The following is a 25,861-nucleotide window of genomic DNA, read 5'->3' as shown; positions in this document are numbered from 1 at the left end:
AAAGTATGTCAGAACAAGAAGTTAAAAATTTAGAAGCCCTGTTTCAGGCTCGTATCGACAGAGACGAGAAAATTGAACCCAAAGAATGGATGCCCGAAAAATACCGACAAACTCACATTCGTCAAATTTCGCAGCACGCCCATTCCGAAATCGTAGGGATGCTTCCCGAAGCCAACTGGATTACCCGCGCGCCATCGTTACGAAGAAAAGTAGCGTTGCTAGCCAAAATCCAGGACGAAGGCGGTCACGGATTGTACTTGTATAGTGCCGCAGAAACACTCGGAATTTCCCGCGAAGAAATGTACGAACAATTACACTCAGGGAAAGCCAAGTACTCCAGCATATTCAATTATCCAACCATAACCTGGGCTGATATGGGTGCCGTTGGTTGGTTGGTTGACGGTGCCGCGATTATGAATCAGGTAGCGTTAATGGGAACTTCCTATGGCCCTTATGCTCGCGCAATGGTTCGAATCTGTAAAGAAGAAAGTTTTCATCAACGTCAGGGTTATGAAATTTTACTGACCCTTTGCAACGGTACGCCCGAGCAAAAAGCCATGGCACAAGATGCACTCAACCGTTGGTGGTGGCCTTCCTTGATGATGTTTGGTCCTAAAGACGAAGAATCGCCAAATACGGAACAATCGGTAAAATGGAAACTGAAACGCAAAACCAACGATGAATTGCGTCAACAGTTTGTGGACCAAACCGTTCCGCAAGCCAATATTTTAGGATTAACCATTCCGGATGACAAACTGAAATGGAATGAAGAGCGCAAACATTATGATTTTGGAGAAATCGATTGGGATGAGTTCTGGCAAGTGGTAAAAGGCCACGGAAAGTGTAACAAACAGCGATTGGAAGCCAGAAAATCAGCTTGGGAAAATGGAACTTGGGTACGTGATGCCGCTGTGGCTTATGCCGAAAAACAAGCAAATAAAGAAGAAAAGAAAGCAATATAATCGGTTACGAATTATGAAATTTCATAATTCATAATTTAAAATTCATAATTATGAAGAATTGGCCACTTTGGGAAGTATTTATAAGAAGTAAAAACGGATTAGAACACCGTCATTGCGGTTCGCTTCACGCCAGCGATGCAACTATGGCATTAGAAAATGCCCGCGACGTATACACACGCCGGATGGAAGGAGTGAGTATTTGGGTAGTACCATCAGCACAAATAACAGCATCCAACCCGGAAAATAACGGGGAAACTTTTGAACCGGCTATGGACAAAGCATATCGTCACCCAACGTTCTACGAATTGCCCGAAGAATTAAAACACATGTAAGATGAACAACAATTTAATTCAATACATACTGGGTATTGCTGATAATTCTTTGATTTTAGGACAGCGCTTGGGAGAATTGTGCGGTCACGGACCCAGCTTGGAAACCGATATTGCCATGACCAACATTTCACTCGATTTGTTGGGACAAACACGCAGTTACTACCAATATGTTGCCAAATTACAAGGAGGCGATGCGACCGAAGACACGGTTGCCTTTCTTCGTTTGGAAAGAGAATACAAAAACGTGCTTTTGGTAGAACAGCCTAATACGGATTTTGGTTATTCCATTGCCAGACAGTTTTTGTTTGATGTGTTTCATTTGGCTTTGTTAGAAGAATTGCAGAACAGCAAAGACGAAACTCTCTCGGCTATAGCTAAGAAAAGCATAAAAGAGGTATTGTATCACGTTCGTTTTTCTTCGGATTGGATCAGAAGATTAGGTGACGGTACAGAAGAAAGTCACAACAGAATTCAAACAGCCATAAATGATTTGTGGATATTTACTGACGAGTTATTTCATCAAACGGATGCCGATAAAGCTATGGTTGCAGAAGGAATTGGAGTAGATGTAACTCATCTCAAAGCCGGATATTACCAAAAAGTAAGCAGCATTTTAGAAGAAGCTACTTTGCAAACACCAACCATTGAATACTTCCAAAAAGGAGGAAAAATGGGAATTCACTCGGAACACATGGGGTATATTCTGACTGAACTGCAATACATGCAACGCACGTATCCCAACATGACCTGGTAAGATGACAGCCACCGAACTCCATATCGACCAAGAACTGTTTGAAATTTTGGCATCGGTTTCCGATCCTGAAATTCCGGTACTTTCTATAGTGGAAATGGGAGTGGTGCGTTCGGCAAAATTAGTGGACAACATTGTTCACGTTGAAATAACACCAACCTACAGTGGTTGCCCCGCGATGGATGTGATTGGCGATGACATCAAAAGCGCTTTCAAAGCAAAGGGTTATGAAGCCAAAGTAGATTTGATTTTATCTCCGGCTTGGACCACCGATTGGATTACGCCAAAAGGAAGACAGGCGCTGGAAAAATACGGGATTGCTTCCCCGCTATCGGCAGAAGTTGATAAAGAAGCCTTATTGGGAAATAAAAAAGTAGTGAAATGTCCGCAATGCGGATCTTTGAATACGAAATTAGTGAGTCAGTTTGGTTCTACAGCCTGCAAAGCATTGTTTCAATGCGAAGACTGTTTGGAGCCTTTTGACTACTTTAAATGTTTAAAATAAACCGTTTAGGTTTTTAAAATAAAATAGGTATGAGCAATTCAATTGAAATAAAAATTGAAAAAGGCATCGCATGGATTACACTCAATCGCCCGGAAGTATTCAATAGTTTCAACCGGGAAATGGCGTTGTCGTTACAAGCCAAATTAGACGATTGTGCCACAAATACAGAGGTCCGAGCTATAGTAATTACCGGAAGCGGAAAAGCTTTTTGTGCCGGACAAGACTTAAAAGAAGTCACTACACCCGAGATTAATCCGGGATTCCGAAAAATTCTGGAAGAACATTATAATCCGATTATCCAAAAAATCAGAACCATTGAAAAACCCGTAATCGCTGCCGTAAATGGGGTAGCGGCCGGAGCCGGAGCCAATATCGCTTTGGCCTGTGATATCGTAGTAGCTACCGAACATGCCAGTTTTATTCAGGCATTCAGCAAAATTGGTTTGGTGCCTGATAGTGGCGGAACATTCTTTTTACCGCGATTAATCGGTTTCCAAAGAGCGTCTGCCTTGATGATGTTGGGCGACAGAGTAAATGCTGCTCAAGCACTAATCATGGGAATGATTTACAAAGAATATCCAACAGCTACTTTTGAAGAAGAAGTGCAAGCCTTAGCCGAAACCTTAGCTGCTATGCCAACCAAAGCAATTGGTTTGACCAAAAGATTACTTAATCAATCCATGAATAATTCGTTGGAACAACAGCTGGCGTTAGAAAGTGATTTACAAATAGAAGCCAGTTCGTCCTATGATTACAACGAAGGAGTTACTGCTTTTGTAGAAAAGAGAAAACCAGAATTTAAAGGTGAGTAGTATGAAAGTAGCAGTAATAGGTTCGGGAACTATGGGAAGCGGAATAGCTCAAGTAGCCGCTACCGCCGGTTGTGAAGTTAAGATTTACGACACCAATCAGGAGGCACTGTCTAAAAGCAAAGCCACATTAGAAAGTACACTGTCAAAATTGGTAGAAAAAGAAAAAATCGATGCCAACGAAAAGTTCCGAATCATCAGCAATATTTCTTATGCCCATGCTTTGGGCGATTTGTCGCATTCGGATTTGGTTATTGAAGCCATTGTTGAGAATGCCGAAATCAAAAGAAAACTGTTTGCCGAATTAGAGAATTATGTTTCACCGGAAACCATTTTAGCCTCCAATACATCTTCGTTATCCATAGCTTCCATAGCAGCTTCTTGTCAAAAACCGGAACGCGTCATTGGAATTCATTTTTTCAATCCGGCACCCCTAATGCAGTTGGTCGAGATTATTCCGGCGGTGCAAACCAGTGAAGAAGTTTTAAAAACTACTTTAGAAACCATAGCCGGTTGGAAAAAAGTGGTCGTTCAGGTAAAAGACACCCCCGGTTTTATTGTAAACCGTGTGGCCCGTCCTTTTTATAGCGAAAGTCTCCGGATGTACGAAGAAGGTGTTGCTGATTTTGCCACCATAGACTGGGCTTTGAAAACCATCGGTGGGTTCCGAATGGGGCCTTTCGAACTCATGGATTTCATAGGAAACGATGTCAATTATACGGTAACCGAAACTGTGTTTACCGCTTTTTATTTTGATCCGCGATTCAAACCTTCGTTCACACAAAAGCGATTGGCGGAAGCCGGTTTTTACGGAAGAAAATCAGGACGTGGATTTTATGATTACAGCAAAGAATTGCCAAATCCGACAGAAGATTTAAAATCGGCTCAAAAAATATTTGACCGTGTAATCGTAATGCTCATCAACGAGGCAGCCGACGCTTTGTTTTTGAACATTGCCTCAGCCAAAGATATTGACAATGCTATGACCAAAGGGGTTAATTATCCCAAAGGATTATTGGCCTGGGCCGACGAATTGGGCATCAAATGGTGCGTAGAAAAACTGGATGAACTATACAACGAATACCACGAAGACAGATACCGTTGCAGTGCTTTATTAAGAAGAATGAGCGCCGCTAATAAAACCTTTTTCTAATATGGAAGGAACCAAAATCCCATACAAGATGCTAAGTCAGGATGCCTACAGCCAATGGTTGGGTATCGAGATTTTAGAATGTGAAATCGGGCGTTGCAAAGTGGGCATGACCGTACGCAAAGAAATGCTCAACAGCATGTATAAGGCTCACGGCGGAATCACCTATTCCCTGGCCGACACCGCTTTCGGGTTTGCCGCCAATACTCATGGCAGGTTTGCCGTTTCCATCGAAACCTCCATCAATCATATTGAAGCGGTTAGTGAAGGCGACTATTTAACGGCGGAGTCGGTCATAGAAAAAGTGAACAATAAATTAGGATTCAATATCATAGAAGTCAAACGAGGCGACGAATTGGTTGCCCTGTTCAAAGGGGTCGTTTACCGCACCGCCAAAGAATGGGAAGAATAATTAACAATTAACTATTGATAATTGACAATTGAAGTTTTTGGGTTTATAGTTATCCATTATTAATTATCAATTATCCATTAATAAAAAAATGGAAGCATACATTATAGACGGAGTACGAACTCCAATCGGAAGTTACCAAGGATCTCTGGCATCGGTTCGCCCCGATGATTTAGGGGCTTTGGTCATCAAAACTGTAACCGATAAAAATCCAAGTATCCCAAAAGAAGCCTACGATGACGTCATCATGGGCTGCGCCAATCAAGCCGGTGAAGATAACCGCAATGTAGCCCGTATGTCGCTACTTTTAGCAGGATTACCGTATACCGTTCCAGGTGAAACCGTAAACCGTTTATGTAGTTCAGGTTTGTCAGCTATCATCAATGCCAGTCGAGCCATCAAAGCTGGTGACGGACACTTGTTTATAGCTGGTGGAATCGAAAATATGACCCGAGGCCCATTGGTAGTTTCTAAGCCATCCGCGGCTTACGGAACCGATAGTAAAATGTATGATTCGAGTTTTGGTTGGCGTTTCATCAATCCCAAAATGCACGCAATGTACGGCACCGATGCTATGGGAGAAACCGCCGAAAACCTGGTAGAAAAATACAATATTTCTCGTGAAGATCAAGATACTTTTGCGTTGAACAGTCAACAAAAAGCTGCCGCAGCGCAAGCCTCAGGAAGATTAGCCAAAGAAATCGTAACGGTAGAAATTCCGCAACGCAAAGGCGATGCGATTCAGTTTTCCAAAGATGAATTTATCAAACCAACCACTTCAATGGAAGGTTTATCCAAATTGCGTCCCGCCTTCAAAAAAGACGGTAGCGTTACGGCCGGAAATGCATCGGGATTGAATGACGGTGCGGCAGCAACTATTATCGCCTCGGAAGAGGCTGTAAAAAAATACAACTTAAAACCATTAGCCCGAATAGTAAGTTCAGCCATAGTTGGCGTAGAACCAAGAATCATGGGAATTGGTCCGGTAGAAGCCACCAATAAAGCGTTGGAAAAAGCCGGTTTAACCTTAGATCAAATCGACATCATCGAACTGAACGAAGCTTTCGCGGCACAAGCATTGGCCTGTACACGTGCTTGGGGCATTGCCGATAATGACCCAAGACTGAATCCAAACGGGGGTTCGATTGCCATCGGACATCCACTGGGCGTAACCGGTGCCAGAATAGCCTATTCTGCTGCTTTGGAATTACAGTTGACAGGAAAACGGTACGCCTTAATTACCATGTGTATCGGTGTCGGACAAGGCTATGCCGCCATTATTGAAAGAGTATAAAAAAGACCAGATAGTTTTTTTAACCTGTCTGATCTAAAAAAATAGAATATGAGCAAAATACAAAATTACGTTTTAGGGAATTGGACATCAGGCGCCGGAGAAGGCGTTCCGTTGTTTGATTCGGTTACCGGGGCAATCGTAGGGCATGCTTCTACACAAGGCTTGGACTTTGCCGAAATCCTGCATTACGGAAGAACCAAAGGTGGCGAAAAACTCCGCAAAATGACCTTTCAGGAGCGCGGCAACATGCTCAAAAGTTTGGCCATGTATTTGACCAAACGCAAAGAACAATTCTACGAAATCAGTTATAGAACCGGTGCCACACGGGTGGATAGTTGGATTGACATTGAAGGAGGTTTTGGTAACCTGTTTGCCAATGCTTCGTTGCGAAAATTATTCCCCAACCAATCCTATCACGTAGAAGGCGACCCTATTGACTTGTCTCGCGGCGGTCGTTTTATGGCGCATCATATTTTGGTGCCCAAACGAGGAGTAGCTGTGCATATCAATGCCTTCAACTTCCCGATTTGGGGAATGTTAGAAAAATGTGCGGTGAACTGGATGGCCGGGATGCCGGCAGTAGTAAAACCGGCAACTTCTACTTCCTATTTAACCGAAGCGGTTGTTCGTGAAATCATAGCTTCTAATATTTTGCCTGAAGGTGCCTTGCAATTAATCTGCGGTTCTGCCAATACGTTGATTGATACGGTGGAAAGCCAGGACGTTGTTACGTTTACGGGTTCAGCATCAACCGGACGCATGTTAAAAGCTCATCCAAGAATCATCAGCGAATCCGTGCCGTTTAATATGGAGGCTGATTCCCTGAACGCTTCTATTTTAGGAGAGGACGCCGTTCCGGGAACGCCCGAGTTTGATTTGTTTATCAGTCAGGCAAGAAGTGAAATCACCGTGAAATGCGGTCAAAAATGTACCGCTATCCGTCGTATGATTGTTCCCGAAAACTTAATGGATGAGGTGCAAACGGCACTCGGAAAAGCATTAGACAGAGTAACCATAGGAGACCCGAGACAAAAAGAAGTGCGCATGGGTGCTTTGGTTTCTAAAGATCAAGTGACCGAAGTCAAAAACAGAGTTTCGGAAATTGCCAAAACAGCTGCTGTTGTTTATGGTGATTTTGATAGATTGGAATTAATCGGAGCCGATGACAAAGGAGCGTTTATCAGCCCAATGTTGTTGCGCGAAGACCATCCGTTTAAAAATACAGCCGTTCACGAAACCGAAGCTTTTGGTCCGGTATCCACCTTAATGCCTTACAAAACAATTGATGAAGCTATAGAGTTAGCTCAAATGGGTAAAGGTTCGTTAGTGTCTTCAATTGTTACCAATTCGGATGACATTGCCAAAGAATATGTAGTAAATGCCGCTTCGCATCACGGAAGAATTTTAGTATTGAATCGTGAAAATGCCAAGCAGAGTACGGGTCACGGCTCGCCACTTCCATTGTTAGTACACGGAGGTCCGGGTCGTGCCGGAGGCGGAGAAGAAATGGGCGGTGTTCGCGGAATCAAACATTATATGCAGCGTTGCGCCGTGCAAGGTTCACCAACTACCTTAACCGAAATTACAGGTATTTACCAACCGAATTCGGCCTATAAAGAAATCACCCAGCATCCGTTCCAATACCATTGGGAGGACATCCAGCCAGGTATGTCTTTACGTACACACAACAGAACGGTTACAGATACTGATATCATCAATTTTGCCAATATCACTTGGGATCATTTTTACGCCCATACTGATATCACTTCGTTGGATGGCAGTATTTTCAAAAAACGTACGGCACACGGGTATTTCATTTTAGCCGCCGCTGCCGGGTTGTTTGTGTACCCGAATAAAGGTCCGGTTGCTGCCAATTATGGTTTGGAAGAATGCCGTTTCTTACGCCCGATTTACCATAATGACACGGTGTATGTACGTTTAACCTGCAAGCAAAAAGTAGACAGAGATGTAGCTTCAGCCGAGCATCCGAGCGGTATTGTAAAGTGGTTTGTAGAAGTTTTTGATACGACTGACGAATTGGTTGCAGTAGCGACCATTTTGACTATGGTGCAGAAAAAACAGGAAGTTTTTGTGGAAATGACCGATGCAAAAGTGACCGAGTGTATCAACAAATTAACGGCTGATGCTAAGCCGCAATGGGGAATATTAACGCCCCAACATTTGTTGGAACATTTAGAGCAAGGCTATCGCATCATGTCGGGTGAAATTCAGGATTTTGACATTGCCACCCCTGAGAAGATTTTAGACAAGGTGCATAATTCATTATACAACTATGAAAAGTTTCCACGTGGCACCCAGTTCCCAACGATGAAGAAAGATGAATTGGAAGATTTAGTTCATCCCGATTTTGAAACAGCCAAAACCAAATTCTTCGAAGCCAGAGAAAACTATACAACCTTTTTCAAAGAAAACCCCGAAGCGGTTATGAAAAATATGGTTTTCGGTGAATTAAACCGTTACGAATCGTATTTATTAGAACGAAAACATTTGAATCATCATTTCGAGCAATTCGGAATTTTATAATAATTTGAAGCTATTTCCCGCTTTCCGCGTTACATGGTAACTTGCTGCAATCGGGGCTAGAAAATAAACATAACATGGACGCATACGTAAAACATACTATACAGGACAACATCGCCACGATTGAATTTTTTCATCCGGAACAAAATTCGTTACCGGGTACCATTTTGGCACAATTAGCCAACACGATTACCGAAGTTGGGAATAACAACGATGTTAAAGTAATCATTCTGCAAAGCGGAGGTGACCGTACTTTTTGTGCCGGAGCCAGCTTTAAAGAATTAATCGCCATTGATGATGCGGCTACCGGAAAAGTATTTTTTTCAGGGTTTGCCAACGTGATCAATGCCATGAGAAAATGCCCGAAATTCATTATCGGACGCATCCAAGGGAAAACGGTAGGAGGAGGAGTAGGAATTGCCGCTTCAACCGACTATTGTATGGCCACCAAATTTGCCGCGATTAAGTTAAGCGAATTGAACGTCGGCATAGGACCTTTCGTAGTGTCACCGGCAATCGAACGTAAAATGGGCGTTTCAGCCATGTCACAAATTGCCATTGATGCCAATACTTTTTATGAAGCGTCGTGGGCCAAAGAAAAAGGATTGTTTGCCCATGTATACGAAAGCATAGCGGAAATGGATACAGCTGTACTGGCTTTTGCTAAGCATTTATGCACTTACAATCCGGAAGCAATGGCCGAAATGAAAAAAATATTTTGGCGCGGTACCGAAGATTGGGATAATCTGTTAGCCGAAAGAGCCGCTATCAGCGGAAGATTGGTGCTGTCTGATTTTACCAAGAAGACATTAGAAAAATTTAAATAAAGACATAAGATAAGAGACGAAGAGAGAATAGACAGTAATCTATAATCTATCCGTCTATCATCTATCATCTAAAAAATATGATTTACGAATTCAAAGGGTTTATCCCGGTCATACACGAAAGCAGTTTTATCCATCCGCAGGCTGCGGTTACGGGTAATGTCATTATCGGGAAAGACGTTTATGTAGGGCCCGGTGCTGCCATTCGTGGCGATTGGGGGGGAATCATTATTGAAGACGGTTGCAATGTACAGGAAAATTGTACCATTCACATGTTTCCCGGAAAGACAATGGTTTTGAAAGCCGGAGCGCATATTGGGCACGGTGCCATTATTCACGGAGCTAATATCGGTGCGAATTGTTTGGTAGGAATGAATGCCGTGATTATGGATGATGTCAATGTAGGTGATGAATGTATCATAGGTGCCTTGAGTTTTGTCAAAGCCGGAACCGTCATTCCGAATCGTAAAATTGTAGTCGGAAATCCGGCGGTAGTTGTTAAAGACGTTTCGGATGAGATGTTAGAATGGAAGACTAAAGGAACAGCCTTATACCAACAATTGCCCAAGGAATGTTATGAAACTTTAAGAGCCGTAGAGCCGTTACGGGAAATTCCGAAAGACCGTCCAACGCAGGAAGCGTTTTATAAAACATTGGAAGAATTTAGAAAAAAATAAAATGTCGATAGTAGAATTCAAAATGCCCAAAATGGGCGAAAGCATATCTGAAGCAACCATCATTACTTGGTTGAAAAATGTAGGTGATTTTGTGGAAGCTGAGGAGACCCTACTGGAAGTGGCTACGGACAAGGTGGACAGCGATGTACCCTCACCAGTATCGGGAACCATTATTGAAATTCGTTTTCACAAGGATGCCGTGGTTGAGGTGGGAACTGTTTTAGCTTTGATTGATGCTGAAGGAGTTCAAGAAGCAACAAGAAAGATCCGAGCCGAAGGTGAACGGAGCGGAGCCAAGCAAGAGATTGTGGAGTCGGGGAGAGTTGAACCCTCGTCTAAACCAACATTACAGAATATTGTACACAAAACCAATCCGGACGCTTTTATTTCCCCTTTAATCATTTCCATTGCACAAAAAGAAAATCTATCGATAGAAGAATTACAAAGCATACCGGGTTCGGGAACCGATGGGCGTTTGCAAAAAAGCGATGTGTTTCAGTATTTGAAGAATAGAAAATATCCTCTCAAAAGTATTCCATCAATCAACAACCAACAACCAGCAACTTCAGTTTATCCAAAACCCAAAATCAATTTTGTGGAGGGCAAAGACCATATTGTAGAAATGGACCGCATGCGCAAAATGATTGCGGATCACATGGTGTATTCCAAACAAACTTCGCCACATGTGACTTCGTACATTGAAGTGGATGTGACGAATTTAGTGAATTGGCGTAATGAAAATAAAGACAAGTTCCAGTCAAAATACAACGAGAAACTGACCTTTACACCGGTATTTGTGCAGGCTGTAGCCAAAGCCATTGTCGATTTTCCGATGATTAATGTTTCGGTGGATGAAAAGAATATCATCGTTCATAAAGATATCAATATCGGAATGGCAACGGCTTTGCCTTCGGGGAATTTAATTGTTCCTGTGGTGAAAAATGCCAATGAAAAAGATTTAGTTGCTTTGGCAAAAGACGTAAATACTTTGGCTGAAGCTTCTCGAAATAACAAATTAAAACCCGAAGAAATTCAAGGCAGTACGTTTACCATTTCTAATGTGGGAACGTTTGGCAGTTTGATGGGAACGCCCATTATCAACCAACCCGAGGTGGCTATTTTGGCTCTCGGAATTATCAAGAAACGCCCGGAAGTGATTACGACTTCTAAAGGCGATGAAATTGCCATTCGCAGTATGATGTTCCTTTCCCTTTCGTTTGACCACCGCGTGGTGGACGGATTTTTAGGAGGTTCGTTCCTGCGTAAAGTAGGCGATTATTTAGAACAATTTGACACAACTACAACTTTATAATATCATGCAAGAAGTAATGACACATTCGATTAAAATAAACAAAGTCGCACAGTCCAGAGTCAGTCAGGTAGAGCTGAACAACAATATCGTAATGGGAACCCAGTTTACGGATCACATGTTTGTTTGCGATTATCAAAACGGCGAATGGACCAATGCCCGAATTGAACCGTTGGCCTTAATACCAACACATCCTGCGGCTATGGCTTTGCACTATGGTCAGGCGATTTTTGAAGGGATGAAAGCTACTTTGGGTAAAGACGGAACCCCTTTATTATTCCGTCCATATGAGAACGCCAAGCGTTTGAATCACAGTGCGGACCGTATGGGAATGCCCTCGTTTCCGGAAGATTTGTTCGTGGAAGCTTTGAAACAGTTCACCGCTTTGGAAAAAGACTGGATTCCGACACAACCCGGAAGCGCTTTGTACTTGCGTCCGTTCATGTATGCTGATGAGCCTTTTATTGGGATGCGTGCCGCCACTAGTTTTAAATTCATTGTCATGGCTTCGCCGGCAGGTCCTTTTTTCAGCAGAAAGATAAAACTATATGCCGAAAAGAAATACGTACGTGCCGTAAACGGAGGAACCGGAGAAGCTAAAGCGGCCGGGAATTATGCTGCTGCTATTCGCCCAACCGAATATGCCAAAGCCAAAGGATACGACCAAGTACTTTGGTTGGATGCCCAAAACTTTGAAGAAATTCAGGAAGTGGGAACCATGAATATTTTCTTTAAAATAGGAGGGAAGTTTGTAACTCCGGATTTGAGCGGTTCTATTTTGGCAGGAATCACCCGTATGAGTGTGATTGATTTGCTGCGCGACAAAGGATATGAAGTTACAGAACGTCCGATTACCATTACTGAAATTAGAGAAGTATCTGAAGACGGAACTTTAGAGGAAGCTTTTGGTGTGGGAACTGCGGTGGGAATTGCGATGATTGAAGAAATTGGCAATGCTGACTTGACTATTAAGTTGCCGGAAGATAATCCGGTTTCGGTAATGGTGAATGATACCTTGAACGGGATAAAAATTCAGGAAATTGAAGATACATTTGGGTGGTTGGTAGAAGCAAAATAATTAAATAAAATAACCCTGACAGAGTTCGAAACTCTGTCAGGGTTTAGCATAATGGAAATGTTAGACAAAAAGATACTTGAAAAAGCGTTTGCAACCTTGGCTACGGCTAAGGCGATGGCGACTTTATATGAAGCTAATTTTAAAACCGTGTCCAAATACGTGCACGCTACTTCCCGCGGACACGAAGCTATACAGATTGCGATGGCCATGCAGTTGTTGCCGCAGGATTATGCATTTCCGTACTATCGTGATGATGCAATGTTGCTGGGTATTGGCATGCAGCCTTATGATCTAATGTTGCAGTTGATGGCGAAGAAAGACGATCCGTTTTCGGGCGGGCGAACCTATTATTGCCACCCGAGTTTGAAAGATGCCGACAAGCCTAAAATTCCGCACCAATCCTCTGCAACAGGGATGCAGGCTATACCGGCGACGGGGGCTGCTATGGGATTTTGGTATAAAGAAAACATTGGAATAGTAGATAAAAATCAGGAAAGTCCAATTGTGGTTTGTTCGCTTGGCGATGCTTCGGTGACCGAAGGAGAAATTGCCGAAGCGTTGCAAATGGCCGCCTTAAAACAATTGCCGATTTTGTATTTGGTACAAGATAACGGTTGGGATATTTCGGCCAATGCCGCTGAAACCCGAGCCCAAAATGCTTTTGAATACGCCAAAGGATTTAATGGAATAGAAGCCTTATCGATTGACGGGGCTAATTTTACGGAGAGTTATTTAGCGGTTCAAAAAGTGGTGCAAACCATACGCAAAGAACGCCGGCCGTTTTTGGTGCATGCCAAAGTACCGTTGCTGAATCACCACACTTCCGGGGTTCGAATGGAATGGTACCGCGATGATTTGGAAGAAGCGCAATCGCGTGACCCTTATCCGGTTTTGGTAAAGCAATTACTGGATGCAGGATTTACTTCAGAGGATATTCAAAAAATAGAATCTACGGCTGTTGCTAAGGTAAAAGCCGATTACGATAAAGCCTTAGTGGCCGAAGATCCTTCGCCTGAAGATTTGTTTACGCATGATTTTGCCCCGACGCCTGTTACAGAAGAAGTAGGTGAGCGAAATCCGGAGCGCGAAGACAAAGTAGTAATGGTGGATTGTGCGTTGTTTGCTGTAGAAGAATTAATGCGAAAGCACAAAGAATGTTTGTTGTACGGTCAGGATGTAGGCGGACGTTTAGGCGGTGTATTCAGGGAGGCCGCGACCTTGGCCCAAAAGTTTGGTGACGAGCGTGTATTCAATACTCCGATACAGGAAGCGTTTATTGTGGGTTCTACGGTTGGGATGTCAGCCGTTGGATTAAAACCGATAGTTGAGGTGCAGTTTGCCGATTATATTTGGCCGGGCTTGAATCAGTTATTCACTGAAGTCAGTCGTTCGAGTTATTTGTCGAATGGGAAATGGCCGGTAAGCATGGTTTTGCGTGTTCCGATTGGCGCTTACGGCAGTGGCGGACCCTATCATTCGTCTTCGGTAGAAAGTGTGTTGACTAATATTCGCGGCATTAAAATAGCTTATCCGAGTAATGGTGCCGATTTAAAAGGATTGCTCAAAGCAGCTTATTATGACCCGAATCCGGTGGTGATTTTAGAGCACAAAGGTTTATACTGGAGTAAGGTAAAAGGTACTGATGCAGCCAGAGTTAATGAGCCTAGTGAAGATTACTTGTTGCCGTTTGGTAAGGCTAATATTGTTCAGGAAATTTGGGAACAGGAAACCGAAGAAACGATTACAGTTGTTACTTACGGAATGGGTGTGCACTGGGCGCTGAATGCTTCGGAGGAGATGAAAAACAAAGTGGAAATCGTGGATTTGAGAACGTTGTATCCGTTGGATGAAGAAACTATTTTTAAATCGGTTAAAAAAGCTAAAAAGTGTCTGGTGGTAACCGAAGAACCTACCAATAACTCTTTTGCCCGTAGTTTAGCCGGATTGATTCAGGAAAACTGTTTTAAATATTTAGATGCTCCTGTGATGGTGATTGGATCGGAGAATATGCCGGCCATACCGCTTAACAGTACGTTGGAATTTACCATGATTCCCAATGCCGACAAAGTTCGGGACAAAATGGAAGAGCTTTTAAATTACTAATAATATAGCCGCAAATTCAGATTGTTTGCGGCTACTTTTTTACCCATTGATCCAGATCCCGCAAGGTGTAAAATTTCATATTGTTGAGTTTTACGTAATTGCATAAAAACTCAAGCGTTTCCATTTTTGTTTGATAATTATCGGTCACTTCTTTGACCGGTTTATGACTGCACAACAGTAATATCATGTTATTTTTCTTGGCATAATCTAAAAGTTCTAAAAGATAATGGTAGCTGAAATGCACATGGCTGTTATCAATATCAAAAGCGTACACGTATTTGGAACCATGAAAGTAGCAGCCTTCTTTTTCAGGTAAATCTCCGCAAAAGGCTCTTCCCCTGATGATTTTGAATTGCTTTTTTAAGGCCGTGTCAAGTACCGGACTTCTTTCGCCGTAAGGATAGGCAAACGATGTTACGTTGAAACCTCTCTTTTTCATGGAAACCATCATAGGGTCAATTTCTTGTTTGAGGTATTGACTGATGCCGTTTTCCGCTACAAATTTCACTGCATTGAGATGGTGGTATCCGTGACCGGCAATTTCATGTCCTTCCTGTTGGAGCTCATGCAGTTTGCGTTGTTGCGGTTCGCCAATCGAGTCTATGCGGCATACGTTGAATGTGGCTTTCCAATGGTATGGTTTTAGGATTTTATCAGCTTCAAACCACTCGTCAACGTAAGCATCGTCAAAAGTAATAATGACCCCCGCTTGCGGTTTTTCGGGAGTTTTTTTGTTACAAGAAATAATGAAGCTAAAAAGTAAGACAGAAAGCAGAAAGGGTATTATTTTGCTCATAACAAGATTTTTTGACGATTAAAAATAATAAAAAAAGCCACAACAATCATGTCATGGCTTTTAATCTACTTATCAGTCATTAATACCGACTACTTTTTTTGTGGTGGGTATTGTTCCAAAATTTTGGTTACAAATTCTTTGATGACTTCATCTTTTTTGTTGGTGTCTTTGGTCAGAACGCCTTCGCCTTCGCCTTGCCAGATGAGTTCTTTTTTCTTGGCATCTATCAGGTCAATGTACAAAGTGCCCTCGGTGTAACGATTGACAGTGGTGCGGCCGCCCCAAAAGTAAGGGTTCCATCCGTAGCCCCAGCCATATCCCCAGCCCGCGTTGAATTGATTGACGTCGACCTGTTCCCTTTCTTTGGTAAAAAAGTTAATCAGTAAGTCGGGCGATTCACTTTTGGTAAATCCCTTAGAGGCCATGGCATCATCTATAGCATGCAAGATGCGCTTCTTGTCTAAATCGGATATTTCAACCTTGTCAATCCCCGATTTGAGAAAGGCATACGTTTTAAATGGAGTGAAATCTACTTTTTTGTCATAATCCGAATTCACTCTCACAGAACTGCAAGAAGTTAGGATTAGGAATAAAACCGGAATAAAGGCAACCTTTTTCATGGTATTCAAATTAAGTGTTATAACAATGCTTCATCAACTAAGTTAGGGATGGTAACTTTTAACAAAGGTTGCGTGGCCATGGCTCTTTTTATGGCGAAAACGGCACCTTCGTTTCTGGCCCAGCTTCTTCGTGAGATCCCGTTGTTGACATCCCAAAACAACATCGATTCCAAACGACGCGACGCTTCTTTACTTCCGTCGAGGACCATGCCGAAACCTCCGTTGATTACTTCGCCCCATCCGACACCGCCTCCGTTGTGAATGGAGACCCAGGTTGCGCCACGGAAACTGTCGCCAATGACATTGTGTATGGCCATGTCGGCTGTAAAACGGGAACCGTCATAAATGTTCGAAGTTTCACGATACGGAGAATCTGTGCCGGATACATCGTGGTGGTCGCGGCCCAAAATCACATAGCCAATTTCGCCACGGGCTATAGCTTGGTTAAATGCTTCCGCGATTTTAATTCTTCCTTCGGCATCGGCGTATAAGATTCGGGCTTGTGAACCTACTACGAGTTTGTTTTCCTGAGCTCCTTTAATCCACTGAATATTATCAGCCATTTGCTGTTGGATTTCTTCGGGGGCATTTTTCATCATTTCTTCTAAGACTTCACAAGCTATTTTGTCGGTTTTAGCAAGGTCTTCGGGATTGCCGGAAGCACATACCCAACGGAAGGGTCCGAATCCGTAATCGAAACACATAGGACCCATAATATCCTGCACATAACTTGGGTATTTGAATTCATGGCCGATAGTAGGGTGTTTTTCCATTACATCAGCACCGGCGCGGGAAGCTTCAAGTAGGAATGCATTTCCGTAGTCAAAGAAATAAGTTCCCTTGGCGGTATGTTTATTAATAGCAGCGGCATGACGACGCAGTGTTTTTTGTACTTCTTCTTTAAACAATTCAGGATTATCAGCCATTAAGGTATTCGATTCTTCAAAAGAATAACCAACCGGGTAATATCCTCCGGCCCATGGGTTGTGTAGTGAAGTTTGATCCGAACCTAAATCGATGTGCAGGTTTTCCCGGTCGAAACGTTCCCAGATATCTACGACATTCCCGAGGTAGGCGATAGAGACTACTTCTTTATTTGCTAATGCTTTTTTTACTCTTGGGACTAACAAATCAATATTGTCTATAATTTCATTAATCCAACCCTGTGAATGACGGATGTGAGTAATTTTCGGATTAACTTCGGCGCAAACGGTAACGCATCCGGCGATGTTACCGGCTTTGGGCTGAGCCCCGCTCATACCGCCCAATCCTGAGGTTACAAATAAACTTCCTGCAGGTGATTTTTTTATTTTTCTGAAACCATTCAGAACTGTGATGGTGGTTCCGTGAACAATTCCCTGTGGACCAATGTACATGTAACTGCCGGCTGTCATTTGACCGTATTGTGAAACGCCCAGGGCATTCATTTTTTCCCAATCATCGGGTTTGGAGTAGTTGGGGATTACCATTCCATTAGTAACGACGACTCTCGGAGCTTCTTTGTGAGAAGGGAATAATCCCATGGGGTGGCCAGAATACATGACTAAGGTTTGTTCTTCGGTCATTTCGGCCAAATATTTCATCGTTAGAAGGTACTGTGCCCAGTTTTGAAACACGGCTCCGTTACCGCCGTATGTAATCAGTTCATGAGGATGTTGGGCTACAGCATAATCCAAATTGTTTTGAATCATCAGCATGATGGCTTTGGCCTGTTCACACTTACCCGGATATTCTGAAATGGGACGGGCATACATTTTATAATCGGGGCGAAGACGGTACATGTAAATGCGTCCGTAGGTTTCCAATTCGGCTTTGAACTCCGGAAGTAAGGTTGCATGATGCTTTGGTTCGAAGTAACGCAGTGCATTTTTTAAGGCTAATTTTTTCTCTTCCTCGGTTAGTATTTCTTTGCGTTTTGGTGCATGGTTTATTTCGGGTTCGTAGGGCTTCGGTTGGGGTAATGCATCCGGAATTCCTGCTAAAATTTGTTCTTGAAAAGTCATTTGAGTTAAATTATATTTTTAGTTTGGTGTTATTTTTTGGGCCTTATGGTACCGGTATTTTTGTCGAAACCGTAGGGGCAGTGGCGGCAACCGCTCCGACAGCAATACCCTCGTTTGAGATGGTATTTTTCGGTAAACACTTTATATCCTTCGGGGGTTAGGTAATAATCCTCTCCTTTGGTTAGTTTATTTTCGTTATTTTGCTCAATCATAACTACAAATTTAAAGACTTTAGCAGTAATGATACTCATCGTTTCCAAATATTTACTTCCTGAAGGATATAAAGCTTTTGCGGTTTTTCCTTTTGTCTTCTTAAAGAACGAAACGGCTAAACAGGACAAGGTGTTGCTGAATCACGAAAGAATTCACCTCAGACAACAATCAGAGCTTTTGGTTTTGCCTTTTTTGATTTGGTATTTCATTGCGTTTTTAGTGCATTACTGCAGGTTGAGAAACTGGAATGCAGCCTACAGAGAGATTTCTTTTGAAAAAGAAGCTTACGAAAAGGAGAATGATTTTGAGTATTTAAAGAGCCGGCCGTTTTTTAATTTCATCAGAAGGAGAAAATAAGGGTTGGTTTTTGAATAGTTTTTCCCGGGCAATGCTGTTAAAAACAGAATCAAATCCTGTTTTCTCAGGTTGTAATTTCGGAGTTCTTTTTTCGCCATACACTGCGCTTTTCGTACCTTTGTAAAAATATTTTTTTGAAAAGTTACAATCAAAAAATAACAGTGGAAGGCTCAGGCATCACTCTTTATATTAAGCGTGAAGATGAGTTACATCCTTTAATTTCGGGGAATAAATACAGAAAACTCAAGTACAATTTGGCGCAAGCCCGACATGAGCAAAAGACCGCTCTGTTGACTTTTGGCGGTGCTTTTTCCAATCACATCCTGGCGGTGGCCGCTGCCGGTAAGGAGTACGGTTTTCAGACTATAGGGGTTATCAGAGGGGAAGAGTTGGAAGATAAAGTTGCCGAAAATCCGACACTGTATAAAGCGAGAGAATTGGGAATGGTTTTTGAGTTTGTGTCCAGAGAAGCCTACCGGGAAAAAAATGAAATCACTTTTTTGGAATGTTTGATGGATAAGTTTGGCGATTTCTATCTGTTGCCTGAAGGCGGAACCAATGATTTGGCAGTAAAGGGATGTGAGGAGATTTTAACGGATGAGGATGCGGCGTTTGATTATATTTGCTGTGCAGTTGGTACAGGAGGTACAATTTCGGGTCTTATCAATTGTTCAAAAAGCGGTCAACAAGTTTTGGGTTTTCCGGTGTTAAAAGGTGATTTTTTGAACGAAGATATTTGTAGCTTTGCTAAGAATACCAACTGGGAACTGATTACGGACTATCATTTCGGAGGATATGCTAAAGTATCGGACGAATTGATTGCTTTTGTAAACGAGTTTTATCTGAAATACCAAATTCCTCTGGATCCTGTTTATACCGGTAAAATGGTTTTTGGAGTTTTAGATATGATACACAAGAATAAGTTTCCGGAAGATTCTAAAATACTGATGATTCACACCGGAGGACTGCAAGGAATAGCCGGAATGAATAAGAGTTTGCGACAAAAAAAACTAACTGAAATAATTATCAATGATTAAGAAACTTATTTTATTGCTTCTTTTAATTGTTACTGCTTCCTGTAGCAGCAACAAGGCAGTAGTCAGAATGACTAAGCCCGATCCGAGGAAAACGAATGCTCCGGTAGTGCAAAGGACGAAAAGACCTATTTATACACCACAGAACAAAAAGCAGTCTGAAGTTGCGGAGTCTCAAAAAAAGACTACTTCAACCAATGAAAACAGGTCTAATTCTACTGTAGTTTTAGAGGCTACCACTCGTGTAAAAGTTACTACACAAATGGTGTTGGATTACATTGATAAGTACAAAGATGTAGCCAAAGACAACATGGTGAGAACTAAGATTCCTGCCAGTGTGACCTTGGGTCAGGCTATCTTAGAATCGGGTGCCGGAACAGGGCCATTGAGCGTTCAGGCTAACAATCACTTTGGAATCAAGTGCCATAAGGAGTGGGACGGTCCGAGCATCAGTTATACCGATGATGAAGAAAATGAGTGTTTCCGCAAGTATCAGGATCCCAGTGAGTCTTTTCGGGATCATTCTTACTTTTTAACCAGCAGACCGCGCTATTCTCCTTTGTTTCAGTTGGGGCAAGATGATTATGCGGCATGGGCAAAAGGCTTAAAAAATGCCGGTTATGCTACCGACCCTAAATATCCGGAGAAACTAATTGCATTGATTGAGCGTTATCAGCTCAGTAAATACGATGCGGAGGTTTTAGGAAAACCATTTGTTGCTCCGGTAACCATCACTAAAAAGGAGATTGTTTATAACGATGATGTTTCTACCTATACTGTTGTCAAAGGTGATACCTTGTATTCTATTTCAAAAAGATTTAACATTACGGTTGAAGAATTAAAAAAGAAAAACAATATGACCGACAATACTTTGTCGTTGGGACAAAGCATCATTGTTAAATAAATTTTCCAAAGAAAATACATTAAAATCTCATTCTATGATTTATCAAAGAAGCAGTCAGTTGTTTGCTGACGCTGAAAAAGTAATTCCGGGGGGAGTAAATTCTCCGGTAAGAGCTTTTAAAGGAGTCGGGGGTACTCCGTTATTTGCTAAAAGTGCGAAAGGAGCCTATCTGTATGATGAAGACGGGAACCGATTGATAGACTATATTAATTCGTGGGGACCCATGATATTGGGACACGCTTTTCCTCCTGTTGTTGAAGCTGTAATCGAAAGAGCCAAGAGCGGTACGTCTTTTGGAATGCCCACCGAATTGGAAACTCAAATTGCATCCTTAGCCATTTCGATGGTTCCTAATATCGATAAAATTCGTTTTGTGAATTCGGGAACAGAGGCTTGTATGAGTGCTATTCGCCTGGCCAGGGGTTATACCAAACGCGATAAGATTATCAAATTTGCCGGTTGTTATCATGGGCACTCTGACTCGTTTTTGATTCAGGCGGGGAGCGGAGCCAGTACTTTCGGCACCCCTAACAGTCCGGGAGTAACACAGGGAACTGCTAAAGATACCTTATTGGCCAATTACAATGATTTGGAAAATGTAAAAGCTTTGTTTGACGCCAATAAAAATGAAATTGCCGCCATTATCATTGAACCTGTTGCCGGGAACATGGGATGTGTTCCTCCTAGAGAAGGCTTTTTGCAGGCTCTTCGTCAGATTTGTGATGAAAATAACGCTTTGTTAATCTTTGACGAAGTTATGACCGGGTTCCGTTTGGCCAAAGGAGGAGCTCAGGAATTATATGGAGTTACAGCGGACATCGTTTGTTTCGGAAAAGTAATAGGAGGCGGTTTGCCAGTGGGTGCTTTTGCGGCACGTAACGAGATTATGAATCATCTGGCACCACTAGGACCTGTGTATCAGGCGGGTACTCTCTCGGGTAATCCGTTGGCTATGGCAGCGGGGTTGGCTATGTTGGAAGCCTTACATAAGGATGCTGAAGTTTTTAAGCGATTGGAAGCGAAAACTTCGTATTTGCACAGAGGAATTCATAAAGTATTGACTGATAATGGGATGGCTTTTACTATCAATAGAGTAGGTTCGATGATTTCAGTGCATTTTGATGCCGAACCTGTAGTTGATTTTCAAACGGCTAAGAACGGAGATAATGATACGTTCAAAAGGTTTTTTCACGGGCTTTTAAATGAAGGGGTTTACATAGCGCCCTCTGCATATGAGACCTGGTTTATTACAGATGCTCTGACTTATGAGGATCTTGATTTCACAATAAACGCAATCAATAAAGTTGCCCAAACGCTATAATAAAAAAGCCTCGAGAATCGAGGCTTTTTTATTTGATTAATGTGTTAAGCGCTTTAACAACTCTTGGTTTTTGTCAAGTTTATCCACTTGTTCCGCTTTTAAACCTGCTTTTATTTTGTCTTCAATGATTCTTGCTAAAACATCTTTGCGCTCTTGTGAAAGAGTTTTGTCTTCCAATGTTTTGTATTTGCCTTCGAAGAGTCTTGCATAATCTGCATTTTCTGTTGGATTTAAGCCTAATAGCGCGGTCAAATCATCAGCATCTTTTTGACCTAATTCTTTAGGTGAAAAGTCAGAAGCTTTTTTCTCCTGTGCATTTGCACTTATTGAAAAGGCTAATAATAGAGTTAAAGCAGCAATTAATTTTTTCATTTTGAAGTTTTTTTAGTGAAATAATAACCTCAAAGCTAAGGTCTTTTTAGTTCTTTTCAAAATTTATTTTTGTTTTTCCATCGGATTTAATTTCTGCTCTCTTCTCTCCAGCATTTTTTCTCTTACCATGGTTTTTCTTTCGTCTCTCATTTTTTCCCATTTGGCGAACTGCTCCGGAGTCAGGATTTTTTTCATTTCAGCAGTATTAGCCTCTTGTTCTTTCTCCATTTGCTCTTTCATTTCTCCTCTTTTCAGGTCTTTTTGCTGTTTGAGTTGCTTAAGTTCTTCTCTTTTAGCTTCTCTTTTTTCAACTTGTTTGGTCACCAATGCCTTGACGTCTTTGGCTTGTTTCTCATTTAGTTCCAAGTCTTTGGTCATTTTTTCAACCTGTAAGTTTACTTTTTGTTCGGTCGTTAACTCTCTTCGGTCTGCTTTTTTGGTTTCTTTTTCCTGAGCCCATGTAGTTAATCCCACTAACATTACTACGGCTAATACTACTTTTTTCATTGTTATTGTTTTTTAAATTAAGTTGATATGAGACAAAGATGAGAAAAAAAGGTTTAATCTTTATGAAAAAATAAAAAAGGAACTCCATCGAGTTCCTTTCTTTTAGTTTAAAACTACTGTTTTGTTATCTCCGTCAACCATTACCTTGGTAAGGCCGTGTTTGGCTAATCCTTTCATTGCAGCATCCCATTTTTTTCCACTTAATTGCGATTTGTCTTTGAGTTGGGCCAGGTTTTGATTGTTTTCGGTTTTCAATAAACTGATGATTAGTTTTTCGTCTTCGGTTAGATCCAATTGTTTTTTCTCCGGACGCATTTGCGGGAAGAACAATACTTCCTGTATGGAGGCATTGTTGGTTAAAAACATGGTTAATCGATCCATTCCTATTCCCAATCCTGATGTTGGCGGCATTCCGTATTCGAGTGCTCGTAAGAAATCGTTATCTATGAACTGTGTGGCTTCGTCATCACCGCGTTCTGCGAGTTTCAACTGGGCTTCAAAACGTTCTCTTTGATCAATAGGATCGTTTAATTCTGAATAGGCGTTGGCTATTTCTTTTCCGCAAACCATCAACTCGAAACGTTCCGTCAATTCGGGGTTGTCTCTGTGTTCTTTACACAAAGGCGACATTTCTTTGGGATAATCGGTAATAAAAGTCGGCTGGATGAAGTTGCCTTCGCACTTGGCGCCGAAAATTTCATCAATCAATTTACCTTTACCCATAGTTTCATTTACCTCTATACCCATGTTTTTGGCTGCTTCAAAAAGTTCGGCCTCACTTTTTCCTGAAATATCGAAACCGGTGAATTTTTTGATGGCATCGGTCATGGTAACTCTGGCATAAGGTGCTTTAAAGTTCACTTTATGTTCGCCAAAGGTAGTTTCAGTTGTTCCGTTTACCTGTAAGGCACAATATTCGAGCAGGTTTTCGGTAAATTCCATCATCCAATTGTAGTCTTTGTAAGCTACATAAATTTCCATGGCTGTAAATTCAGGATTATGGGTTCTGTCCATTCCTTCATTTCTGAAGTTTTTAGAGAATTCATATACCCCGTCAAATCCACCTACGATTAATCGTTTCAGATACAATTCGTTGGCAATTCTCATGTACAACGGAATGTCTAAGCTGTTGTGGTGGGTGATGAACGGGCGTGCTGCGGCACCACCGGCTATTGATTGTAATACCGGGGTTTCGACTTCCATATAACCGGCCGCATTAAAAAAGGTACGCATGGCATTGAACAACTTGGTTCTTTTGATGAATACTTCTTTTACGTGTGGATTTACTACCAAATCCACATATCGCATGCGGTAACGCAACTCAGCGTCGTTAAAGGCATCGTGTACTTTTCCGTCGTCATCTACTTTTGGCAATGGCAGCGGGCGTAATGTTTTGCTTAAAAAAGTGAATTGGTCAACCCGAACAGACTTTTCGCCTACTTTGGTTAAAAATAATTCTCCTTCTATACCTATGAAATCCCCTAAATCGGTTAGTTTTCTGAAAACCTGATTGTAAAGCGTTTTGTCTTCACCCGGACAAAGTACGTCGCGGTTAAAATACAATTGGATTCTCCCTTCGCTGTCCTGTAGTTCTACAAATGACGCTTTTCCCATATCGCGGTCACTCATGATGCGTCCGGCCAAAATAACCTTCTTTCCTTCTTCGAAATTTTCCTTAACCTGCTTTGATGTGTGGCTTACGGGAAATAAATTCGCCGGATAAGGGTTGATTCCTAAGTTTCTCAGAGCGTTTAACTTCTCTCTTCTAATGATTTCTTGTTCGGAAAGTTGCATATCGTATTGTATTTAAGCGTGCAAAGATAACGATAATTTGAAAATTTGCTACTGCAGGAATTTGAAAATGTTTGTCTTTGCGGGGGTGAATGGGTTTGGTTTTGTTTTGCCGTTTGGTGAGGAGTCTGTTTTACATAATGCTTGTTTTCATACACTCTTCATGCACTATCTATGCCTTTGCTATGTGGGACAAGACAGACAAACAGATGACTGACCCGTCCTAAAATAACTATACAAGTTATTAAATAAATCCTATTATAGCTATACAAATATACTTTTTAATCCTAAAGTTGCTATACAATTGCTTTTTCATGATTAAAACTTCTATTATAGTTTTTCCATCTCTTGTTTAATATTTCTGATTGTAAATGTGCTTGGTTAGGGGTTAAATAATCACAACTGGCATGTGGCCTTAGTTCATTATAAGACTTAATGCTTTTACTTATTCTATGTTTTGTTTGATCAAAGCCTAATGAGCTACTGTAAAGGTTGAACTCTGTTTTAATGATGCCGTTAACTCTCTCTGCCAATGCATTTTCATAGGGATCTCCGTTCTCAGTCATACTTATAGCAATATTATTTTTCATTAATAAATCAACGTAGTTATGAGAACAATATTGAGAGCCTCTATCGGAATGATGAATAATCGATTGACCATACTGTCTGTTATTCAATGCCATTTTTAAAGCTTCAATACAGCCTTCTGCTGCCAGGTCCTGACGAAAACTATATCCCATTATTTTTCTTGAATAAGCATCGGTTATTAAACTCAGGTAGCCCCACTGATTGGTTAGGCGGATATAAGTGATATCACTTACCCAAACTTGTTCTGGTCTTGTTACAGCAAGTCCTTTTAGCAGATTGCTATACTTTCTCATCCAATGTCTGGAATCAGTRGTTATGGCTTTTCTTTTTCTTTGACGAATCAACAGTTTATGTTCTGACAATAAATCAAATAAATAATCCCTACCAAAAGCTATTTGATGCGACATTAACTTATTTTGAACTAAATAATGCAGCTTTCTGGTTCCCAGTCGCGGTAAGTCTTTTCTAATGTTGAGCACCTCCTGAAGAATGACATCTTCTTTGACTAAACTACTTTCTTTACGCCATAAACAATCGTAATAGGCGTGTCTTGTTTTGCCAAACAATCGGCATAAAACAGCTATTCCCAGTTTAGGAAAGTCTTGTTTCAT

26 protein-coding genes are annotated in these 25,861 nt (G+C 41.7%); 18 read left to right on the top strand and 8 right to left on the bottom strand.

Annotation, left to right across the window (positions count from 1 at the left end; genetic code table 11):
• Positions 1–5: 5 nt before the first annotated feature.
• From paaA to EZL74_RS12070, 14 genes are all read left to right on the top strand, one after another.
• Complete coding sequence (gene paaA / locus EZL74_RS12135; RefSeq protein WP_131476886.1) at positions 6–962, top strand: 1,2-phenylacetyl-CoA epoxidase subunit PaaA; 957 nt, start codon at positions 6–8, stop codon at positions 960–962.
• Positions 963–1,009: 47 nt separating this feature from the next.
• Entirely contained in the window at positions 1,010–1,294 is a 285-nt protein-coding gene (paaB, locus tag EZL74_RS12130) for a 1,2-phenylacetyl-CoA epoxidase subunit PaaB (protein WP_240034599.1), read from the top strand.
• A gap of 1 nt (position 1,295) precedes the next feature.
• Positions 1,296–2,048, top strand: a complete 753-nt coding sequence (paaC, locus tag EZL74_RS12125; RefSeq protein ID WP_131476885.1) for a 1,2-phenylacetyl-CoA epoxidase subunit PaaC — start codon at positions 1,296–1,298, stop codon at positions 2,046–2,048.
• Between the two features lies 1 nt (position 2,049).
• Positions 2,050–2,550 carry a 1,2-phenylacetyl-CoA epoxidase subunit PaaD gene (gene paaD, locus EZL74_RS12120; protein ID WP_131476884.1) on the top strand — a complete coding sequence of 167 codons (501 nt, stop codon included), beginning with the start codon at positions 2,050–2,052 and terminating at the stop codon, positions 2,548–2,550.
• A 29-nt stretch (positions 2,551–2,579) separates the two neighbouring features.
• A complete protein-coding gene (locus EZL74_RS12115; protein ID WP_131476883.1) occupies positions 2,580–3,362 on the top strand; it encodes an enoyl-CoA hydratase-related protein in 783 nt (260 codons plus the stop codon).
• Between the two features lies 1 nt (position 3,363).
• On the top strand, positions 3,364–4,512 hold the full coding sequence (locus EZL74_RS12110) for a 3-hydroxyacyl-CoA dehydrogenase NAD-binding domain-containing protein (protein ID WP_131476882.1): 1,149 nt from the start codon (positions 3,364–3,366) through the stop codon (positions 4,510–4,512).
• Between the two features lies 1 nt (position 4,513).
• Positions 4,514–4,921 (top strand): PaaI family thioesterase, encoded by a 408-nt coding sequence (locus tag EZL74_RS12105; RefSeq protein ID WP_131476881.1) that lies wholly within the window; start codon positions 4,514–4,516, stop codon positions 4,919–4,921.
• A gap of 88 nt (positions 4,922–5,009) precedes the next feature.
• Positions 5,010–6,212 carry a 3-oxoadipyl-CoA thiolase gene (gene pcaF / locus EZL74_RS12100; RefSeq protein WP_131476880.1) on the top strand — a complete coding sequence of 401 codons (1,203 nt, stop codon included), beginning with the start codon at positions 5,010–5,012 and terminating at the stop codon, positions 6,210–6,212.
• 48 nt (positions 6,213–6,260) lie between these two features.
• Positions 6,261–8,756 (top strand): phenylacetic acid degradation bifunctional protein PaaZ, encoded by a 2,496-nt coding sequence (gene paaZ / locus EZL74_RS12095; RefSeq protein ID WP_131476879.1) that lies wholly within the window; start codon positions 6,261–6,263, stop codon positions 8,754–8,756.
• A gap of 74 nt (positions 8,757–8,830) precedes the next feature.
• Positions 8,831–9,580 (top strand): enoyl-CoA hydratase/isomerase family protein, encoded by a 750-nt coding sequence (locus tag EZL74_RS12090; RefSeq protein ID WP_131476878.1) that lies wholly within the window; start codon positions 8,831–8,833, stop codon positions 9,578–9,580.
• 77 nt (positions 9,581–9,657) lie between these two features.
• Positions 9,658–10,254, top strand: a complete 597-nt coding sequence (locus EZL74_RS12085) for an acyltransferase (RefSeq protein ID WP_131476877.1) — start codon at positions 9,658–9,660, stop codon at positions 10,252–10,254.
• A 1-nt stretch (position 10,255) separates the two neighbouring features.
• Positions 10,256–11,566 (top strand): dihydrolipoamide acetyltransferase family protein, encoded by a 1,311-nt coding sequence (locus tag EZL74_RS12080; RefSeq protein ID WP_131476876.1) that lies wholly within the window; start codon positions 10,256–10,258, stop codon positions 11,564–11,566.
• A gap of 4 nt (positions 11,567–11,570) precedes the next feature.
• Positions 11,571–12,641 carry a branched-chain amino acid aminotransferase gene (locus EZL74_RS12075; RefSeq protein ID WP_317125837.1) on the top strand — a complete coding sequence of 357 codons (1,071 nt, stop codon included), beginning with the start codon at positions 11,571–11,573 and terminating at the stop codon, positions 12,639–12,641.
• A gap of 57 nt (positions 12,642–12,698) precedes the next feature.
• Positions 12,699–14,744, top strand: coding sequence for an alpha-ketoacid dehydrogenase subunit alpha/beta (locus tag EZL74_RS12070; RefSeq protein WP_131476875.1), 2,046 nt, complete (start codon positions 12,699–12,701; stop codon positions 14,742–14,744).
• 31 nt (positions 14,745–14,775) lie between these two features.
• Here EZL74_RS12070 and EZL74_RS12065 read toward each other — a convergent pair whose 3' ends face one another.
• From EZL74_RS12065 to EZL74_RS12050, 4 genes are all read right to left on the bottom strand, one after another.
• The gene (locus EZL74_RS12065; protein WP_131476874.1) at positions 14,776–15,540 is read right to left on the bottom strand and encodes a polysaccharide deacetylase family protein; all 765 of its coding nucleotides are present in this window, start codon (positions 15,538–15,540) and stop codon (positions 14,776–14,778) included.
• Between the two features lie 89 nt (positions 15,541–15,629).
• Positions 15,630–16,160: a DUF4136 domain-containing protein gene (locus EZL74_RS12060; protein ID WP_131476873.1), complete on the bottom strand. Its 531-nt coding sequence runs from the start codon at positions 16,158–16,160 to the stop codon at positions 15,630–15,632.
• Positions 16,161–16,177: 17 nt separating this feature from the next.
• Positions 16,178–18,163 carry a urocanate hydratase gene (locus EZL74_RS12055; protein WP_131476872.1) on the bottom strand — a complete coding sequence of 662 codons (1,986 nt, stop codon included), beginning with the start codon at positions 18,161–18,163 and terminating at the stop codon, positions 16,178–16,180.
• Between the two features lie 29 nt (positions 18,164–18,192).
• Positions 18,193–18,375: a DUF5522 domain-containing protein gene (locus EZL74_RS12050; RefSeq protein ID WP_131476926.1), complete on the bottom strand. Its 183-nt coding sequence runs from the start codon at positions 18,373–18,375 to the stop codon at positions 18,193–18,195.
• Between the two features lie 31 nt (positions 18,376–18,406).
• Between EZL74_RS12050 and EZL74_RS12045 the strand changes: the two genes are divergently transcribed.
• From EZL74_RS12045 to hemL, 4 genes are all read left to right on the top strand, one after another.
• Positions 18,407–18,733 carry a hypothetical protein gene (locus EZL74_RS12045; RefSeq protein ID WP_161971733.1) on the top strand — a complete coding sequence of 109 codons (327 nt, stop codon included), beginning with the start codon at positions 18,407–18,409 and terminating at the stop codon, positions 18,731–18,733.
• Between the two features lie 134 nt (positions 18,734–18,867).
• Complete coding sequence (locus tag EZL74_RS12040) at positions 18,868–19,770, top strand: 1-aminocyclopropane-1-carboxylate deaminase/D-cysteine desulfhydrase (protein ID WP_131476870.1); 903 nt, start codon at positions 18,868–18,870, stop codon at positions 19,768–19,770.
• Positions 19,763–20,671 carry a glucosaminidase domain-containing protein gene (locus EZL74_RS12035; RefSeq protein WP_131476869.1) on the top strand — a complete coding sequence of 303 codons (909 nt, stop codon included), beginning with the start codon at positions 19,763–19,765 and terminating at the stop codon, positions 20,669–20,671. Before EZL74_RS12040 ends, EZL74_RS12035 begins: the two co-directional genes overlap by 8 nt.
• A gap of 34 nt (positions 20,672–20,705) precedes the next feature.
• Positions 20,706–21,992: a glutamate-1-semialdehyde 2,1-aminomutase gene (hemL, locus tag EZL74_RS12030; RefSeq protein WP_131476868.1), complete on the top strand. Its 1,287-nt coding sequence runs from the start codon at positions 20,706–20,708 to the stop codon at positions 21,990–21,992.
• 36 nt (positions 21,993–22,028) lie between these two features.
• On the opposite strand, the gene EZL74_RS12025 is transcribed toward hemL, so the two are convergent.
• The 4 genes from EZL74_RS12025 to EZL74_RS12010 form a co-directional block, all read right to left on the bottom strand.
• Positions 22,029–22,364 carry a hypothetical protein gene (locus EZL74_RS12025; protein WP_131476867.1) on the bottom strand — a complete coding sequence of 112 codons (336 nt, stop codon included), beginning with the start codon at positions 22,362–22,364 and terminating at the stop codon, positions 22,029–22,031.
• 63 nt (positions 22,365–22,427) lie between these two features.
• Entirely contained in the window at positions 22,428–22,871 is a 444-nt protein-coding gene (locus EZL74_RS12020) for a hypothetical protein (RefSeq protein ID WP_131476866.1), read from the bottom strand.
• Between the two features lie 102 nt (positions 22,872–22,973).
• The gene (gene lysS / locus EZL74_RS12015; protein WP_131476865.1) at positions 22,974–24,665 is read right to left on the bottom strand and encodes a lysine--tRNA ligase; all 1,692 of its coding nucleotides are present in this window, start codon (positions 24,663–24,665) and stop codon (positions 22,974–22,976) included.
• A gap of 293 nt (positions 24,666–24,958) precedes the next feature.
• A partial coding sequence (locus EZL74_RS12010; protein ID WP_131476864.1) for an IS3 family transposase occupies positions 24,959–25,861 on the bottom strand: 903 nt, incomplete at its 5' end.

The organism is Flavobacterium silvisoli (assembly GCF_004329815.1).
In the GTDB taxonomy this organism is placed as follows: Bacteria; Bacteroidota; Bacteroidia; order Flavobacteriales; family Flavobacteriaceae; genus Flavobacterium; species Flavobacterium silvisoli.
Note: the sequence above shows the minus strand (reverse complement) of the source record. Positions and strands in the feature narration are given on the sequence as shown.